Source organism: Occallatibacter gabretensis (assembly GCF_001449115.1).
In the GTDB taxonomy this organism is placed as follows: domain Bacteria; phylum Acidobacteriota; class Terriglobia; order Terriglobales; family Acidobacteriaceae; genus Telmatobacter; species Telmatobacter gabretensis.
In genome coordinates this window covers 325,620-344,582 of record NZ_LAIJ01000009.1, presented here as the reverse complement: position 1 = coordinate 344,582, position 18,963 = coordinate 325,620, and the positions used below count along the sequence as shown (strand labels likewise).

Below are 18,963 nucleotides of genomic sequence, written 5' to 3'. Positions count from 1 at the left end.
CATCTCTAACTACTGCTGCTCTTGCATCCATTTCAGGAATCCATGGCGATCTTTGCTCTCCTGAGTTGCCAAGCTGCAGACGTAACTTTCGTCCTTGAGGGATGGGTGGGAATGAAGGCAGTACATGGTCGCAAGCGCGTCGTGATTGAAGACGTGGATCCTCAGATAGATGCTGGTTTGTACCCCGTGCGGCGGATTCTGGGCGATGTAGTCAACGTGACAGCGGCCATTTTTGCAGACGGCAAAGATGAGTTGGCCGCTCGCTTGCTTTATCGCCATTCAAGCGACTCCCGCTGGCGGTTAGCTCCCATGCTGGCAAATGGTAATGACCTCTGGAGCAGCACATTTCAGGTGGACAAGCTCGGTGCCTGGCGCTTCACCCTTCAGGGATGGGTAGACCACTTCGCAACCTGGGCTAAGGATTTCAAAAAGCGCCTTGCCGCCCAGAACGCTCCCGACCCCACCTCCGCGCCTGCTGATGCAGCTTCAACCGCTGCGGCAGATTCAGGTTCGGGAATCGAGATCGGCTCGAATCCCGCGGCGCAAGACGTTGCGCTTGCGCTTAGCACCGGGGCTCAACTTGTGCATGAAGCGGCAAACCGCGCACGGCGAAATGACGCCAAGCGCTTACGAGAGATTGCAGCGAACTTCGAAAAGTTGGCGGAAGAAAAACGATCGACGTACGACGATCCTTGCGATGAAGCGCTGATGGAGCTGATGGCGCGGTATCCGGATCTGGCAAATGCTTCCGAGTTAGAGACGGAGCTGCGGATCTGGGTTGACCGTGAGCGAGCGCAGTTTTCTACCTGGTATGAGCTATTTCCGCGGTCGGCATCTCCCGTTCCCGGCCAGCATGGAACCTTTCGCGACGTGGAGAAGCAGCTGCCCGAAATTGCTGCGATGGGCTTCGACATTCTCTACATGCCGCCCATCCATCCCATCGGACGCGCATTTCGCAAAGGCCCAAACAACGCAACGGAAGCACCGCCTGAAGCACTGGGAAGTCCGTGGGCCATTGGCGATAGGGAAGTGGAAGTAAGCGCGCCTGCGAGCGCGAGCAAGAAGGCCGGCAAAAAGGTCTCAGAAGATCAAGGTGGGCACAAATCGATTCACCCGCAGCTTGGAACGTTCGCGGATTTTGAGAGCGTTGTGAACTCTGCGAAGCAGCATGGAATGGAGATCGCATTGGACATTGCGTTCCAATGCTCGCCAGATCATCCCTGGGTGATGGCGCATCCGGATTGGTTCATCATCCGGCCGGATGGCTCGATTCAATATGCCGAGAATCCGCCGAAGAAATACCAGGACATTTATCCGCTGAACTTTGAGTCATCCGACTGGCGCGCCTTATGGGACGAGCTGTATTCGGTCTTTGAATTCTGGATTCAGCGCAGCGTGCACGTCTTTCGCGTAGATAACCCGCATACCAAGTCACTGCTCTTCTGGGAGTGGTGCCTGGATAAATTGCGGAGCAAATATCCAGAGACGATCTTTCTCGCAGAGGCATTTACGCGGCCGCATGTAATGTATAGCCTGGCGAAGCGGGGCTTTACGCAGTCGTACACGTACTTCACGTGGCGCAACACAAAGCCAGAGCTCGAGAGTTATCTCGAAGAGATTACGCAGCCGCCGATCAGCGATTTCTTTGGTCCAAATTTCTGGCCGAATACTCCGGACATTCTGCATAAAACTTTGCAGGAGGGGGGGCGTTCGGCGTTTATGCATCGCGTGATTCTGGCCGCAACCTTGACGGCGAATTACGGCATTTACGGCCCGGCATATGAGCTGGCGGAAAGCGCCCCCGCCAGGCCGGCACCAGGTAAAACCGAATCGGAAGAGTATCTTGATAGCGAGAAGTATGAGATTCGGCAGCGTGATCGCAACGCCCCGGATTCACTGGTTCCGCTGATTTCGAAACTTAACCAGATTCGCCATGAAAATCGCGCACTGCAGTCGAACACGTCATTGCATTTTCATACCGTTGATAATCCGCAAATGATTTGCTATTCGAAGACCACGCCTGACTTTGAAAATACGATTCTGGTGGTGGTCAATCTTGATTCGACCAACGAGCAGATCGGCTGGGCAAGCCTTGATCTCGATAAAATCGGTTGTTCGCCCAATGAAAGCTTTCTGGTAGATGATCTGCTGAATGGTGCTCAGTACACGTGGGGGAATCACAATTATGTCGCGCTTCAGCCGGGCACCAAGCCGGCGCATATATTTCGCGTGAAGCGTTTGTCCTAATGCTGTATTGCACGAACTGTCCGGAGATAGATGCGTGAAAAAGATTGCCAGTACGACAGATCCACTCTGGTACAAAGATGCGGTTATTTATGAACTGCACATTCGGGCATTTGCCGATTCAAACAATGATGGGATCGGCGATTTCCAAGGGCTGCTGACGCGTCTCGACTATCTCAAGGAGTTAGGCGTTACCTGTATCTGGATCTTGCCGTTCTTTCCATCGCCGCTGCGTGATGATGGCTATGACATTGCGAACTACACAGATGTGAATCCGTCTTATGGCACGCTGAGTGACTTCAAGGCGTTTCTGGATGCTGCTCATCAGCGCGGCATGCAAGTGATGATTGAGCTTGTCATCAACCATACGAGCGATCAGCATCCATGGTTCAAAGCAGCCAAGCTGGCTGCTCCCGGTTCGCCAGAGCGCGAGATGTATGTCTGGTCAGACACCGACCAGAAATACAAAGACGCACGCATCATTTTCACGGATACGGAAAAATCCAATTGGACCTGGGATGAGACCGCGAAGGCATATTATTGGCATCGCTTCTTTTCGCATCAGCCTGATTTGAATTATGACAACCCGCAGGTGATGGAAGAGGTGCTCACGGCAATGCGCTTCTGGCTCGATATGGGCGTGGATGCGCTGCGCATGGATGCGATCCCGTATCTTTGCGAGCGGGATGGAACGACATGCGAAAACCTGCCTGAAACTCATGTGGTCATCAAGAAATTGCGCGCTGTGATTGACGCAGAGTATGCCAACCGGCTCATTCTGGCTGAAGCAAACCAGTGGCCTGCAGATGTGCGTCCATACTTCGGCGATGGTGATGAGTGCCACATGGCATTTCATTTTCCGCTCATGCCGCGCATCTATATGGCGCTTCGGCAGGAAGACCGCTTGCCGATCAGCGACATCATGGCGCAGACCCCACCGATTCCTGATAACTGCCAGTGGGGACTGTTCCTGCGCAATCATGATGAATTGACGCTCGAAATGGTGACAGACGACGAGCGCGACTACATGTATTTCGCTTATTCTGCGGACCCGCGCATGCGTGTCAACGTGGGCATTCGGCGGCGTCTGGCTCCGCTGGTGGATAACAATCGTCGCCGCATTGAATTGCTGAACTCACTGCTGCTCAGTTTTCCGGGAACGCCGATTCTTTACTACGGCGACGAGATCGGCATGGGCGACAACATCTATCTTGGCGACCGCAATGGAGTGCGTACGCCGATGCAATGGACATCGGATCGCAATGCAGGGTTTTCCAAATGCGATCCGGCGCGTCTCTATTTCCCAGTCGTGATGGATCCGATTTATGGCTATCAGGTAGTGAACGTGGAAGCGCAACTCAGCGACCAGTCAAGCCTGCTGCACTGGACCCGCAACATGATTGCGCTGCGAAAGCTGTTCAAGGTGTTTGGTCGCGGCACGCTTACATTTCTCAATCCCACGAATCGTAAAGTTCTCGCTTACCTTCGCAACCTCGATCTGGATGATGGATTTCGTGAGACTGTGCTTTGTGTTGCGAACCTCAGCCGCTTCGCACAACCAGTATCGCTTGATCTATCGGAGTACGCCGGTTATGGGCCAGTGGAGATGCTTGGTTACGTACCGTTTCCCGCGATCACGCAGGAGCCCTATTCCATCACGCTGGCGCCATATTCATTTCTATGGCTTGAGTTGCAGGCTGTCACCCCGAGCGCGGAGGAATTGCCGTTGGATTTAAACATCGAAACATCGGCGTCGCTCGCATCGGAAGGTTTTTCTGCACCCGCGGGCTTCGCAGGTGGCTGGGCGGAATTTTTTGCAAGTGCCGGTGCAGCAATGCTTGAGCCGGCTCTTCGAGATTGGTTGCCAAAGAAACGCTGGTTTGGCGCAAAGACACGCACGATTGAGTCGGTCCGGGTTCGCAACTGGACGGAGCTGCCGATGGGGCCCAAATCAGATGGCTTTGCTGAGAACGGCACAAACAAATCGGCGGCGATTCCTCCCGCGCTGGTCTTCTTTGACGTCTCGTACTTTGAAGGCAAGCCCGACGTTTATCAGATGCCGCTTGCGATCAGTACAGGTGCGGACCTGGATGAGATTACTGTGAATCATCCGGAAAGCATTGTTGCAAAATTGACGACTGCCAGCGGCTTGGCTGTTCTTCACGATGCGCTTGTTCGCGCGGATTGCCGCGACGAATTACTGAAATTGATCGTGAGCAATGCAACACTTCCTGTTTTGGAGATCGGAACCGCGACGCAGATAGCTGCCGCGACGCCGAAGACACCGGCGATTGGCGCATCGGAGATGCCTGCTGAGATCATCCCTGCGGTTTCGCCGGCGCCGCTCAGCGCACAGCCTGGAGAAGCCGCTGCGCCTCCGCGCACAGCTACTCCGGTAAAAGAATCGTCTGATGCTCAGCGACTGCAATCACGCGAATCTCCTTTCGCGGGCGATGCGCCTCATGAAGGGAATCAGTTTGCCGCGCGTGCATCGAGCGCGTTTCCTCTCCGGAGTGCGCAGCTCTCTTCACGCGTCGGCTCAGCAGAACAGTCGAACACGTCTGTCTTGTATGGAAAACAGCTATTCCTGAAGATTTACCGGCGGCTGCAGCCGGAAGAGAATCCGGATGTAGAAATCGGGCGTTTTCTCACAGAGGTCGCGCATTATCCGGCAATACCGCCTTTTCTGGGCGAAATTTCGATCAGCTCAGGCGATGGAGTGAAAACAACCCTGGCCATCCTGCAGGGAATGGTGCAGAACGAGGGCGATGGTTGGGAGTGGTTCCTCAATGAGCTTTCCAAAGGGCTTTCAAGCGTTTCGGAAAAGCCCGCTCCCGAGCTTTCACCCGTTCCCACTTGGCTTAGCGAACACAAACCCATTCCGAAATCACTGGAGCCTGTGCGAGCGACACTCGAAGCAGCAGCATTACTTGGCAGACGTACCGCTGAGTTACATCTCGCACTGGCAAAAGGCACTGATCTCCCTTCTTTCGCTCCTGAACCGCTTCTGAAAGAAGATCTTGCCCGCGATGTCGAACGCATTGAAGCACAGATCAAGTCCGTCTTTGACGCTCTTAAAGCCAGGCTTCCCAAGCTGGACGATGCCGTTTGCGATCGTGCGGCGCTGCTGCTTTCTCGCAGGCCTGAGCTCATTCAGCGTGTGCGTCAAATGGCAACAGCAAAAACCTCCGGGCAGCGTATTCGCATCCACGGCGACTATCATCTAGGCCAGACCTTACGCGTAACCGGCCTCGATGCCGGCAAGGATGCATCGTCGGTGGGCCAGAGCGATTTCATGCTGATCGATTTTGAGGGTGAACCTGCTCGTCCCATCGAGGAGCGGCGCAGGAAGCAATCGCCTCTAAAGGACGTTGTCGGCATGATGCGCTCGTTCTCTTATGCTGCGTTTGCATCAATCGATCGCGCGGTTACTGCACGAGGTGAGGGGCTTGCAGCCGATCCAAACGCTCTGGCAGACTGGGCCAGGTTATGGCAGCACACTGCGACCGCCGAATTTCTTTCGTCTTATCGCGATGTCATGGCGGTAAATCCGGTCCTGTTGCCGCCGCCTGCGGAGGCTCAGATACTGCTCGATGGGTATCTGCTTGAAAAAGCGCTTTATGAAGTACTGTATGAACTGAATAATAGGCCTGCCTGGGTCCACATCCCAATAAATAGCATCCTAACCTTATAGGAACTATTCACACTAAGCTGTTTTGTTTGCTTTTGCCCCCGATGCATTAGGTCTTTCCGGAGAACGATGGCGACGACGAGCCCAGTACCTGAAGACACTTCGATTGCTGAGCGATCGACAGCCGATCTGTTGGTTCTGGTCAGTGCCATGCCATCTGAGCAGCTCGCTAGAGCATTAACGAATTTGGAAGCTGCTTTTGCTTCCGAGAGTGTAATTGTCGCAACGCCGAATGAGCTGACGGGTGAACCCCGCAGGTTGCGAATGATCTCAACGCAGCAATCCAGCTCGGGATGGGCATTGGCGCCAACCGATTTTGTCAACGCAGCTCAATATGGGCGCGAACATGAAGCGCGCGCGATTCTGCTTCTTGGCCCTGGTGCGGATTCTCTCAGCCCGGTTGCATTGCGCGGCCTTGCGGATGCAGTTTTGAAGGCATCTATCGACCTTGCAATTCCGCATTACTCACTGCCGCCGCATGCCGGCCTGATCAACTCAGCCATTCTTTATCCGCTCACGCGTGCGGTCTTTGCATCGCGTGCGCGATTCCCGCTTGCAATTGATCTTGGCTTATCGCTTCGGATGGCAGAGCAGCTTGCCAATGTGGCGCAGAGCATTTCCGCGGCGAATCAGGTCGAAGCACTGATATGGCCGATCAATGAAGCAGTTGCCGCGGGGTTCACCATCGATGAAGTCGATGTTGGTACACGCACGATGCCGCAGCCATCTGATCCCGATATCAACTCCATTCTTTCGCTGATCACGGGTTCTTTGTTCGGAGATATTGAGGCAAAGGCAGCACTGTGGCAGAGGCCACGGCGGCCCTCTCCGGCTCGCCGAATGGCCAATGATGTTCCCGGAGATGACGGCACCGCGGATGTCGCGCGCATGGTGTCGGCGTTTCAACTGGCTTACGCTAACCTTCAGGAGATATGGTCACTTGTTCTTCCGCCGAATTCGCTGCTTTTGCTGAAGCGGTGTTCCGTTCTGGATGCAGCATCTTTTCGCATGCCTGACAATCTTTGGGTGCGCGTTATTTATGACTTTGTGATTGCCTACAGACTTCGCACCATTAACCGCGGCCACTTATTGGGCGCACTTATCCCGCTGTATCTTGCATGGGTTGCGGGCCATATCAATGTAACGGCATCCGGAATTCCAGCAGAGCGCCATATTGAAGCTGTTGCTGCTGCGTTTGAAGCGGACAAACCTTACTTGGTCGCGCGCTGGCGCTGGCCCGACCGATTTAATTCATGATTCGTGATCGCCTTTGCGCTAAAAGTGAGTAGTAGATTCAGCGCAACGGTGAAAGGAGCGAAATCGATGCTACATAGGATCGATAGTGCACTACAGCAGGCAGACGTAAATACGCCGGCCCCTCCGGGAAGTTTCGACAATGCTTCCATCTGGCAGCACATGTCTGCGGCGTTGCATCAATCGCTCGATCGTGTGCTCACGCAACTCATCGCCGTGCTCCCGGGGCTTCTTGCGTTTTTTGTGGCGTTGGCGATTTTTTCTTTGGCAGGTGCATTGCTTTCCTGGCTGTCACGCCAGCTACTTGGCTGGGTGAAGTTTGATTCTCGAGTAACGCACACAATCAAAAGCGACTGGGCGCCATCCAGTTCTCCGTCCGAGATTATCTCTCGCGTTTTGTTTTGGGGATGCGTTCTGCTAGGCCTCATCATTGGTGTATCAGCCTTCGATACGTCCTACGCAACAGGCGCTGCTCTGCCAATTTCATTGCTTCCATATCTGACTCATGCAGTAGGGGCTGTTCTGCTGCTGATTGCAGGAATTCTAATTGCGCGATTCCTTGCACGCTCGGTTCTGATCAGCGCCATCAACGCGCAGTTGCAATATGCAAGAATTCTTTCGCTCGGCGTAAAGTGGCTGGTGCTCGTTCTAACTGCGGCAATGGTGCTCGACCATCTTCAGGTGGGCGGAAATGTTGTGGAGTTGGCCTTTGGCATTCTCTTCGGGGGAATCGTTCTTACGCTGGCTCTTGCCGTGGGCCTGGGATCGCGTGATCTCGTAAGCCGTTCACTGGAGAGTCGCGTGGAACATGCCGGCGAGCGTACTAATATCCCCGACGATGCCACCACTGCGAGTAGGACGATCAGGCACTTCTAGCAGAATTATCTTTCAACACGACGATCGTGTCAGGAAGCAGGTTGACAGTATGTCTATCGATTTTGGTTCCGCTTCTTGAAGAAAGCACTATACTGGCTGGCTGCGTAGCTGTGAACAATTGTTCCCGCTGGCTCAGATTGCAAATCACCATTATGGTTCCACGCTGTATGCGTATCCATTGTGCTGCTTCGTCGTATATTACTCGCGTGTTGCCCGGAGACCCATTATTGAGGCACGGTGTGCTCCGCCTGAGATGAATTAACGCCTGGTACCATTCCAGCATTTCAGCGTGCTCGCCATTATTTACTTCGTCCCACTTGAGCTTTGAGGCTTCGAATGTAGAAGGGTTCTCTGGATCGGGAATCGATTGAGGACCCCATCCAAATGCTGAAAACTCTTTTTTTCTGCCATCAGAAACCAGGCGAGCCAGTTCAGGATCGTCGTGGTCTGCGAAATATTGGAACGGAGACGATGCAGCCCATTCCTCACCCTGAAACAACATGGGCACAAAGGGGCCCAGGAGAAACATTGCGGCGGCAATCTTCGCACGATCCATACCGGCGGTGTGGCTGATGCGGTCACCCACCGCACGATTGCCTACTTGGTCGTGGTTCTGAATGTAGCCGAGAAAGCAATGTTGCGAGAGTGCGCCTATCGACCGGCCATGCATACGCTTGCGATAGTCTGAATAAATTCCGTCATACACAAAGGTATGTTTCAGTGCTTTGGCCAACTGTGCCAGCGTCCCGAAATCTTCATAGTAGCCAAGTTTCTCATTCGGATTAAGGACGGCAAACAATGCATGATGGAAGTCGTCACTCCATTGCGCATCGAGCCCTAATCCCCCAGCTTCACGCGGCGTCACCACACGTGGATCGTTGAGGTCGCTTTCTGCAACAAGTACAAGGCGCCGCGCAAGAGCGGCCTCCAGCGCCTTCACTTCAGTAGCGAGCTGTTCCAGAAAATGGATTGCTGAACGATCGACAAATGCGTGGACAGCATCCAGGCGAAGTCCGTCAATGTGAAAATCGCGCAGCCACATCAGAGCATTGTCGCAAAAAAAGCGTCGCACCTCGTCCGACTCAGCGTCTTCGAGATTGACTGCACCGCCCCAGGGAGTATGGTGCGCTTCTGTAACATACGGACCAAATATTCCCGTGTAATTTCCTGCTGGCCCAAAGTGGTTATAAACAACATCCAGCAGAACGGCCAGGCCCTTTGCATGAGTCGCATTTACAAAGCGCTTCAATCCATCCGGACCGCCATACGGCTCATGCACGGAGTAAAGAGCGACGCCATCATATCCCCATCCGTGCTGCCCTTCAAAAGACGCCACGGGCATCAACTCAACGTGAGTCACGCCAAGGCGAACTAAGTGGTCCAGGTGTTGAATTGCCGCATCGAATGTCCCCTCCGGAGTGAATGTGCCAATGTGCAGCTCGTAGACAATGCTGCTGGCAAGAGGAAGTGCCTGAAACTTCTTGTCGGTCCAGGCAAAGGCATCGTGGTCATAAAGACGCGAAAGTGTATGCACTCCATTTGGCTGCCATGCTGAGCGCGGATCGGGATAGACCTTTGAATCGTCATCGATCAGAAAACCATAATTAATACCTGATCCGGTGTCAGAGCGCCATCGCCACCACTGATGCGGATCGGGTCCTTCCATGACCTGCGTAACCCCATTCACGCTGATAGACACACGCTTCGCAAAAGGCGCCCAGATTGCAAATGTATGCATATTTACTCTTCACTCCTAACCAGAAGCGCCACTGGAAATCTACGCAATAGGTTCTGGGCTCGTAGAGAGCCACCATCGAAACTCTCGCCGGTCAGAAGATGATTCCACCGTCCTCCTGGGATCTGTACTACCGTCGATGCGAAATTCCCAGCGAGTCTGGCGTTCCATCGGCTCACGACTACAGCCACCGACTCTCCGCGGAGATAGGCGATAAGATGCTCCTTTTTTGATCCTTCCACCGTTAGCGGACTATAAGATGAATTCCTATTGAAACAGTCTGGTCTCTCTCTCCGAAGGTGTAATGCCTTGTAGATCACCCATAGCTTTGGCATTCCACTATCGATTCTTTTCAGAATTTCTTCCACTGGCATTCCCGCCTGAAGTTCAGCCAGCATCGATCGTCTGACTTCGTAGTCAACCGGGCCGCGATTGTCAGGATCGACCAGCCGGAGATCCCATAATTCGCTCCCCTGGTATGTATCCGGAACACCAGGCGCAGTGAACTTGATCAAGGTTTGCGCGAGACCGTTGATTCTGCCCGGCAGAAGAATCTGGGCTACAAAGTTCTCAAGCTCTGTAATGAATTGCGGATAATCCAATATCTGCTCGATAAAGTGCCGCAGGGCATCTTCAAACTCCTTGTTTTGCTGCGTCCAACTGGTATTTTGTTTTGCTTCGCGTACAGCTTTCTCCATGTATGCCGTAATTCGCTCTTTCGAAATGGGCCACGAACCAATGAGCGTTTGATATAGAAAATATTCGGTGTTGGAGTCGGGAAATTGGCCTGTTTTGAACTGACGGTTCATTCGCGACCATCGGCGGAGCAATCCGCGCCATTGGCCCGGCATCTCCGTTAATACTGCCAACCGTGCGCGCACGTCGTCCGACCGCTTCGTATCGTGTGTTGAAAGGGTATTCATTGTTTGCGGATGCTCGACATGCATTTTGGCGCAATACGCATGAAACTCGTCCAGGGCTACGCCATTGCGGCCCGGCGCGGCGCCCACTTCATTCAAGCCAATCATCCGGTTAAAACAATAAAAGACCGTGTCTTCCACGCCCTTCGCCATGACAGGCGAAGTGAATTGCTGGAAGCGAAGCAGGAATTCTGTCTCCTTCTCTCCGCGCGACTGCAGTGAGAGAACGTCGCCGATGAAATCGAACAAGCCCGGGTCCACGTCCGTTCTGCGGATTTTCGCGATCGAGACAGCATTGCTGATTTCACTTCTATCTTCATCGGTAATTTGATTTCTCTGCGGGATCACATAGGTTCTGTACACCGCAAAGCATGCCGCAACCTCACGGATGGCTCGCCTGATTTCGGCTCGAGTGTAGTCCCTCCGGTCGCGATTATTTTCGCAAATCTCTACGAACTCTTGAGTCAGGCGATTCACGTCGCTGCCTAAGGCTTCCTGTTGTACCGCGAGCTTTTTTGTGTGGGCAAGCGCTTCAAAATCCTGCAATTCGCCTATAAATTTCTGGTATATGTCGGTGATCTCTTTAAGCCCTTCACTATGGATCAGGACTCCATTGCAAACATTTAGAAAGTCGTATCCAGTGGTGCCGTCAATGGGCCAGCTGGCGCGCAGAAATTCTCCTGGCTGCAAAATCTTTTCGGCCACTATCCACGCCTCTGGGGCGCTGGCACGCAATCGCGCAAAATATTCCTCCGGATCGCGCAAGCCATCGGGATGATCCACGCGAACCCCATCGAGAACGCCACTGCGAAGCCACTCAAGAATTCGGCGATGGGTTGCGTTGAAGACATGTTGGCGCTCAGCCCGGACACCAATGAGAGTGTTGACGTCGAAAAAACGTCGGTATCCAAGCTCCTGATCGGCAGTTCGCCAATAAGCTAACCGGTAATGTTGGAGGTTTAAGATGGCGTCCAGCGCGTCATAATCTTTATTGAGGACGCCTACAGCATTTTCAATCGCTTCCGATCCGCCAGGATTCTCCTGTAGGTAGCGATGAAGCAGCTCGCAGAGAACTGTTTTGTCGCGGTGGCGCGCGACGCGCAACTCATGCTCATCCGTTCCAGGTGAAGGAAGCCGCCCAAGAGTATCGGCAATGAAACCGAGCATAGGCGCATTGATCGCTTCTGCTGCCATTGATAAGGGAGCTGCAAGAGAGATAGGTGACAGCGGGAAAGCATGACCCATGTAGCGCACTTGAAATGATTCGCCGTCATAGTGGATGGCGATGCGGCCCGCGCTCAACTCGCGTCCATACTGATCCCCTAATACGGGAATCAGTACTTTGTTTTGCAGCTTTACTTCGGCCGAATTCCAATCAATATCAAACCAGCTTGCAAATCGGCTTGATGCGCCATTTTCCAGCACGTCGCACCAGTATTTATTTCCAGGGCCGGTGGCCATGTGATTGGGTACAATGTCGAGAATCTGTCCCAGGCCAAGTTCTTTCAGGGATGCACAAAAATGCGCATGTCCCTCCTCCCCTCCAATCTCGACGTTTACCTTCTGCTGATCGACAACATCATAGCCATGCTGGCTGCCTTTGGCAGATTGGAGGTATGGAGAGCAGTAGACGTGTGAAAGCCCCAGTTCTTTAAGATAGCCGGCAACCTGAGCGGCGTCCGCAAATGTAAAGCCGGTATGAAGCTGCAGCCGGTAACAAGACGCAATCGTACCTGTCATAGCTTCATTGGATGCTATACAGCCAATGAGGTTTGCGAGCGGCGCGTAAATTAGGCGATCAGTTGAGAAGTTTCTTTACATGCACTTCAGATGTATCTACAGGTCCACCAGGAAAATCGTGGATCTGAGGCTCCATATCCGGCTTTACGGCTTTCGAATTCACTCTCGCGGCAATCGCAGACAACTGCCGGCTAAGACGGCCTTCTACGCGTAAAATCTCGTCGAACATCTGGACTTCCTGCTCGTGTCCCAGATCCTGCGCGTATTGGCGTACAGCGCCATGCGTCGCAATCTGGAAATGCTTGATTCGCTGCGCCGCTACAACCAGAACTGCGTCGCGAACGGAAGGATGCCCGGCCGCTTCAACCAGGTCTTCCGCTTCATCGCACAATGCGTAGACAACCTTGCTTTTCAATGGGCTGGACCCTTCAACTGAGTCACTGAGCAATCCTCTGAGTTCCCCCGAGTGCGACTCACTTGCATGGATCGCTGCTTGAAAAAATTGGATCAGCTCGGGATCCGTTGCGCTCTCGCGAAAGAAAGGGAGCTTGATTGCAATCATTTCTTCGCCGGAAAGCAGCAGGCGCAATTGCCGGATGTAGAGTGCAGAAAGATCCGGAAGTTTTTCGACGACCAGTTTCATGTTCATAGCTATCTCCCTGAAAACCTGGCTGCACTTCCCAGTGCGCGCCTGCTTCTTTGCGGAGCAAGACACCCTAAGGAAATGCGGCCATGCGGTTTGTTATCTACCAGACCCACGTCGTTACGTTCATCGGAGGTATTCTTCCTGAGCGGCTAGGATGGTGGACCCTGACATTCTGTTGCTTGACGAAACATTCTCAACTCGCGCGCGCATGTGCAGCGTTCACTCGCTCTGAAAGAAGCTTCTTAGCCCTTTTGAGAGCAGATTTTCTGGAAGCGCTCAAAGTTTTGCCAGCCCGGTTGATAAAAAATGTCAGCATGCGCATTCCCGAGCCTGGCCCCTTAGGCGAGACCTTTTTTGACGCCAGAGTGCGGGCTATTGTTTCGGGATCTTTGTTGAACAATCCCTCAGGGGGATGCGTGGAATCCGTTTTAACCTTACCTGACCATTTGTTCGCAGTATGTGCCATAACTACCTCGGTAAAATGGTTAGTGTCGTTTGAAGTACTGCAACCTCGCGCTCGTGCTGCCGCGCTCCCTCCAGCGTTGAAAAGGTGCCCAGGTTACGGCGCTTGCCTGTTGCCTCATCTTTCTTGCGCGAATACAGACGATATTGCCCCGTTTTGAGTTTGCGAATCATATCTCTTCTGCTCCTCAAATGTTTTTGCCTCTCTGAGCGCATTCAACGCTCTCAGAGAGGCAGGTTAATGTTGTGATCATCTTCGTTCGTCGAGCGATGTAATCACTTACAAGCCCGGACGGTAATGGAGAAACCGGACTTTTCATTTAAGAGTCGAGCGCGGGCTCGGCGAACGTTTAGAAGACCCTGAGCAACATAAGGATCACGAGGATCAACACGATCAGGCCAATACCTCCGCTTGGATAAGGTCCCCAACTGCGGCTGTACGGCCACGCGGGAACTACTCCAATGAGCAAGAGGATCAGAATAATCAAAAGTATCGTCATGGTTGGCTCCTTGTAAGTTACGTGTTTTTCGATCGAGCCTGATCATATTTGATCGCTCTATCGTTAATTCCGATGATCCAGCGCTCTTTTTAGTTGGCTCTCTTTTTGGATTGCACAGGACTATGTGCTGGTGGCTGATAGTTAATATGCTGGACCTCAGATGCGCACTAACTCGAATAAGTTGCGTAAGCGCTGCTCTGCGCAAAACACGCGCCGACTATCATTCTCACTCTGAATTCATGTCAGTCATAGCTTCTTTGAGGCAGAACTATCCGAGCCAGGGAGGCTGAGTTATCCGAGTCAGATTAAGTCGTCTGGCCCACGCTGGGGCAGAAACACGTCGAATAACGTGCCTCTGTAAGAACCATCTGTTCGAGATCGTGCGCGAACTCGCCCGCGATGTTTGGAGATGACCTCCGAGGTCAGCCATAGCCCGATTCCTGAGCCCTTCAGACCCTTGGTGGTGTAAAAGGCGTCGAAGATGTGTGGCAGTGCGTCCTGTGAAACGCCGCAACCGGAGTCACTGAAGATAAAGCGCACGCCTTTGCGCAATGTTTCGGAGTCTGTCGTGTCAATGCATCGAACGCGCAATGTCCCGCCACTGTCTCCAATTGCGTCCAATGCATTCGAAACCAGATTGCTGAATGCCTGTCGCATTTCGCCAGGGTGAACCCAAACCGGACGGGAAGATTTGAAGTGCGCACGGAGCTCGATGTGATTGACGATCATTTGGGGACGAAACATGGAAAGCACGCCTTGTAGAAGATCTGTGCCATCCGTCAGCATAGGCTGCTTCGATTCACGGTGATAGACGAGGATCTGTTTTGTGATCTGGCTGATTCGCTCAAGCTCCGTTAACGACTTCGCTGCAAATTCGCGATTCATCTCATCCAGAGACGGGCTGCCGTGAATCAGATACAGTAAATTCGCAAGGGCTTCCAGAGGGTTATTAATTTCATGCGCGATGACATGAGCCAGGCGTCCCGTAGCCGCAAGACGCTCGGTCATCTTCAACGTTTCCTGCAGCTTTCTCTGGTGAGTAACTTCGGTTAGCAGAAGAATAGAGCCATCCTCCTGCCGTGGATCAGCACTCACCTTGTCATAGCGCACGCGAAACCAGCGGCTGCCGTAAGCAAGCTCCATTGGTTGGCCAAGCGTCCTATTCGCAATGAAATCTGCAAAAGGGATGTCAAACCTAAGTTCAAAAACTTCCGCTACGGTTTTTCCCTCAGCTTCTGAATGGTTGACGTCCAGAAGCCGCAGGAGCGATTGATTGACGCGAATTACTACACCTTCGGGGTTGACGAGCGCTAGCCCATCGCTCAGTGCGTCAAACGTCGTTTGCCAGTGTCGCGCTGAAAGTCGCGACGATACTTCGGCTTTTCGCAGGCGGCTCAATGCATGAACCTGGGCAATGAGGATCGCAGGAACAACCGGTTGCACCAGGTACGAATCAGCGCCGCCTTCAAGTGCCTGCGCCTTGCTCTCATCGCTGATGAAGGATGCGGAAATCTGAAGCACGGGAATTGCAGATGTCGCAGGGTTGGATTTAAGGCGTCGGCTGAGATCGTACCCCAGCATGTCAGGCAGATTCACGTCCGCAATGATGACGTCGGGGTCTTCAAGCGCTTTAGCTAGGCCCTCGGCCCCCGTTTTTGCCTCTGTAACCTTGTAGCCTGCGCCGGAGAGAATACGGCGGAAGACATAACGGGTTGTTTCCTGGTCGTCAATGACCAGGACACGTCCACCATGGAGCCGCTCAGACATTACTCCTCTTCTCGGCTTCGGCATGTGCAGTAAGAGCGTGCATCAACTCCCTAAGCCGGATTGCCGAGTCAGGAGGGGTAAGAGCCTGCTTCGGAAAGATAGTGACGGATTGGTCGCGGAAGAAGCGCAGCTCCGCCTCGTCAAATACCTTCGTAGAATGCACCACGACGGGAACATGCGCCAGTTCCGGCGTGCTTCGCAGATCACGAAGTACCTGTGCTCCATTCAAATCCGGCATATAGTAGTCCAAAAATATAAGTGACGGCTTGATCTCATTTGCAAGGCGCAGCCCTTCGCGTCCGTCTCGTGCTTCGAACATCTCATACTGGCCCTCCGCAATGTTCTCGCGCAGTAAATAGCGCGACACTTCATTGTCATCGATCATTAGGATGCGCAATCTGCCGGAAACGGAGGTAAGTCGCACGATTTCGCTGATCATCTGTTCCGGGACAAATGGCTTGGTCAAAAAAGCGTCAGCGCCGAGTCCATAAACGCGGTGCTCATCGTTCACCACGCTCATCACCAGTACGGGCAGCGATCGCGGATTGGCCTTAAGCTCGCGCAGAAAAGTCCACGAGGTGTCTGAGCGAAGCAGCACGTCGAGAATAATTGCGGCAGGAGTGACCTTGGCCAGCACTGATCTGGCGTCTTCCAGAGCAGCCACTGCGTGCGTTTGAAATCCGGCGTTGTTCAAGTAGCGGGAATAAACAAATGCCGTCTCAGGGTTGTCTTCGACGATCAGGATCAGCTTTCGGTCCGGGTCGATCTGCGGGAGCGCGAGCTCTTCAGTTCGCGCCGCTCCAGGAAAGACAACGGGTACGATAAGCCGGAAGGAAGATCCCACACCCACGGTGCTTTCGACGTCAACCGATCCACCGAGCAATTGCGCCAGCTTGCGCGAGAGCGGCAAGCCCAATCCCGTACCTTTCACCCGCTTTTGCAAAGCACTTTCGATCTGCGCAAACTCCTCAAAGATAATGTGTTGATCGCTTTCGGAGATGCCGATACCGGTGTCTGTCACAGAGAACTCGATCCGGTCATCGCATTGACGAGCGCGGACCCGGACTTCACCACGAGGCGTGAACTTGATGGCGTTGGAGATGAAGTTGCGGAGAATCTGGGAGACCTTTTGCTCGTCGGTGAACAGTGGCGGCAAATTGTCCGCGGTCTCAAAAACCAGATTGAGAGAGTTGTCGGCCAGAAGCGGCTTGAGCATTCCGCGCAAGGCTCCAAAAAGCTCTGCCACTTCAAAGGTGTTTGGCTTCACCTCCAGACGGCCGGCTTCTACCTTGGCCAGGTCAAGCAGGTCGTTGACCATCTCTGAGAGTTCTTTCGCAGATTGCTGAATGAACCGAAGCTGCTGGTCCTGTTCGGGTGTCAGGTCGCCATCCATGCGGTCAAGCAACATGCGCGTAAGCGCCAGCATGGAATTGAGCGGCGTGCGAAACTCATGTGACATGTTGGAGAGAAAGCTGGTCTTGAGCTCAGAGGCGCGTCGCAGATAATCTGCACGCTCATCGAGCTCTGCATACAGAGCCACGACGCCGCGGTTGGTATCCTGCAACTCCGCGTTGATGCGCGCCAGCTCCTCTTTCCGCTCCCGGAGCTCATCCAGCGTCTTCATCAGCTCTCGATTCTGGACCTGCAACTCATCCAGCGGCGTGGCCGGATGACGGCGCGCCAGCACCGTGGAGACGCTTTGCAGAACTCCCGAATCGATCGGGCGGCTTTGCGCCGAAAGCTGCTTACCGAAGAGCACGCGAGTGCCTGACGAGCTGGAATCAATGGAGAACTCATCCATCAGGCGCTTGGTGCCAAGAATGCCCATGCCCATGCCGGTCGTGGAACGGTAAGAGCCGCCCATGACCTTGTCCAGATGAGGAATGCCTCCACCTTTATCGGTGACAATAATTCGAAAGATGCTCGTTTCCGGATCAACCTCATAAGAAACATCGCCGCCGCGCGCATAGCGAAAGGCATTGCGCGCAATCTCTGAGGTGGCAGTGGCAATCCGAATCTGGTCGTGATGATCGAATCCAAGCGCTTCAGCAATGGATCGGGCCCTCTGACGGGCGCTCACCACGTCCTGCTCGTTTGCCAGTGCTATGGAATGGAGTTTGTGTCTCATGCGGCTTCTCCGCCCAGCGATGCAAGCAGCACACTCGCATCATCCCGATGTCGGCTGAAATCCCGATACAGCAGTCCCGCAATTAGTTGCGGATGGCGAGCCTGCAAACCCGGATAGGAGGCGAGAGACCATTTTGTGCCCACTCCGTCTGAATGCATCAGCAGCATGGAGCGAGGGTCGAATGGATAGGTAAACTCCTGAATGCGCGGCAATACAGCGCCCAGGGTACCGTTCTGCGAAACCACGTTTCGCGTTGTTGCCCCCTGGACGATGACTGTACTGATATTGCCTATGCCGGAAGAGGTCAGGGTGTGACGTTCGTGGTCAACTAAAACCACGCTCATAGCCGCGCCGCGTGTCTTTTTCAAAGCGTCATGAGTTATGGCGATAATCTCCGTTGCGCTCTCGCCCGCATGTGCACCAACGGTCTGGACGGCCTCTTTTGCCGCTTCCGCGGCATGTGCTCCGTGTCCCAATCCGTCCACCATCATATAAAGTGACCTCGATTTGCCCGGAAGAGCAAGAAATCCATCGCCGCAAACAGCTTCGCCTTTCATTGGAATGCTGACAGCCCCGTAGAGCAGAGGCGCGACAGTCGTTCCCGTCTGAAAGCGGCTCCAGAAAATTGTGCCACGATTCGGTAGAGAATACAGAGACGATACATCCGAGAGCCGCTGGACCGCGCCCAATCCCTGCCCCGCGGTCCCGACGGTCGAATAACCGTCTTCAAACGCCTGCGGAACATTGTAGATGCCGGCGCCGCTGTCAAGGGCCAGCAAATCCAGATACGAACTATTTTCGCCGTACGCAGCGCAGATCAGGAACTCCCCGGTATTCGCGTGCAGCACGATGTTGGTAGCGGCTTCAGTGACTGCAATGCCGACGTCGTTGCGCCGTGATTCAGAGAAACCCAGCGATTGCGCAGCTGCCAGCGCTGCGCGCCGGGCTTCTCCAACAGAGCTGCGATCGGTCATCGCGATGGATCTATGTGTATGGCGCA

Annotated in this window: 13 protein-coding genes; 4 read left to right on the top strand and 9 right to left on the bottom strand. The window is 53.7% G+C overall.

Annotated features, from left to right (window positions below; genetic code table 11):
• Positions 1-111 precede the first annotated feature (111 nt).
• From VO84_RS07755 to VO84_RS07740, 4 genes are all read left to right on the top strand, one after another.
• On the top strand, positions 112-2,247 hold the full coding sequence (locus VO84_RS07755; protein WP_058188648.1) for an alpha-1,4-glucan--maltose-1-phosphate maltosyltransferase: 2,136 nt from the start codon (positions 112-114) through the stop codon (positions 2,245-2,247).
• 34 nt (positions 2,248-2,281) lie between these two features.
• Complete coding sequence (gene treS / locus VO84_RS07750; RefSeq protein ID WP_058187060.1) at positions 2,282-5,938, top strand: maltose alpha-D-glucosyltransferase; 3,657 nt, start codon at positions 2,282-2,284, stop codon at positions 5,936-5,938.
• Positions 5,939-6,004: 66 nt separating this feature from the next.
• Entirely contained in the window at positions 6,005-7,192 is a 1,188-nt protein-coding gene (locus tag VO84_RS07745) for a hypothetical protein (RefSeq protein WP_058187058.1), read from the top strand.
• A 66-nt stretch (positions 7,193-7,258) separates the two neighbouring features.
• The gene (locus tag VO84_RS07740) at positions 7,259-8,065 is read left to right on the top strand and encodes a hypothetical protein (RefSeq protein WP_197413952.1); all 807 of its coding nucleotides are present in this window, start codon (positions 7,259-7,261) and stop codon (positions 8,063-8,065) included.
• Here the strand turns inward: VO84_RS07740 and treZ are convergent.
• The 9 genes from treZ to VO84_RS07710 form a co-directional block, all read right to left on the bottom strand.
• On the bottom strand, positions 8,052-9,803 hold the full coding sequence (gene treZ / locus VO84_RS07735; protein WP_058187056.1) for a malto-oligosyltrehalose trehalohydrolase: 1,752 nt from the start codon (positions 9,801-9,803) through the stop codon (positions 8,052-8,054). The genes VO84_RS07740 and treZ overlap by 14 nt on opposite strands.
• A gap of 2 nt (positions 9,804-9,805) precedes the next feature.
• Complete coding sequence (gene treY, locus VO84_RS07730) at positions 9,806-12,460, bottom strand: malto-oligosyltrehalose synthase (protein ID WP_058187054.1); 2,655 nt, start codon at positions 12,458-12,460, stop codon at positions 9,806-9,808.
• A 58-nt stretch (positions 12,461-12,518) separates the two neighbouring features.
• Entirely contained in the window at positions 12,519-13,109 is a 591-nt protein-coding gene (locus tag VO84_RS07725; RefSeq protein ID WP_058187051.1) for a DUF892 family protein, read from the bottom strand.
• Between the two features lie 190 nt (positions 13,110-13,299).
• Entirely contained in the window at positions 13,300-13,572 is a 273-nt protein-coding gene (locus VO84_RS22105; protein ID WP_082661826.1) for a DUF3175 domain-containing protein, read from the bottom strand.
• A gap of 2 nt (positions 13,573-13,574) precedes the next feature.
• Entirely contained in the window at positions 13,575-13,742 is a 168-nt protein-coding gene (locus VO84_RS22785) for a hypothetical protein (protein WP_197414082.1), read from the bottom strand.
• 176 nt (positions 13,743-13,918) lie between these two features.
• Positions 13,919-14,068 (bottom strand): DUF3309 family protein, encoded by a 150-nt coding sequence (locus VO84_RS22100; RefSeq protein ID WP_082661825.1) that lies wholly within the window; start codon positions 14,066-14,068, stop codon positions 13,919-13,921.
• A gap of 300 nt (positions 14,069-14,368) precedes the next feature.
• The gene (locus VO84_RS07720) at positions 14,369-15,835 is read right to left on the bottom strand and encodes an ATP-binding response regulator (protein ID WP_058187049.1); all 1,467 of its coding nucleotides are present in this window, start codon (positions 15,833-15,835) and stop codon (positions 14,369-14,371) included.
• A complete protein-coding gene (locus tag VO84_RS07715) occupies positions 15,828-17,963 on the bottom strand; it encodes an ATP-binding protein (protein ID WP_058187047.1) in 2,136 nt (711 codons plus the stop codon). The genes VO84_RS07720 and VO84_RS07715 overlap by 8 nt, the downstream gene beginning before the upstream one ends.
• Positions 17,960-18,937, bottom strand: a complete 978-nt coding sequence (locus VO84_RS07710) for an ATP-binding protein (RefSeq protein WP_058187045.1) — start codon at positions 18,935-18,937, stop codon at positions 17,960-17,962. The genes VO84_RS07715 and VO84_RS07710 overlap by 4 nt, the downstream gene beginning before the upstream one ends.
• Positions 18,938-18,963 lie beyond the last annotated feature (26 nt).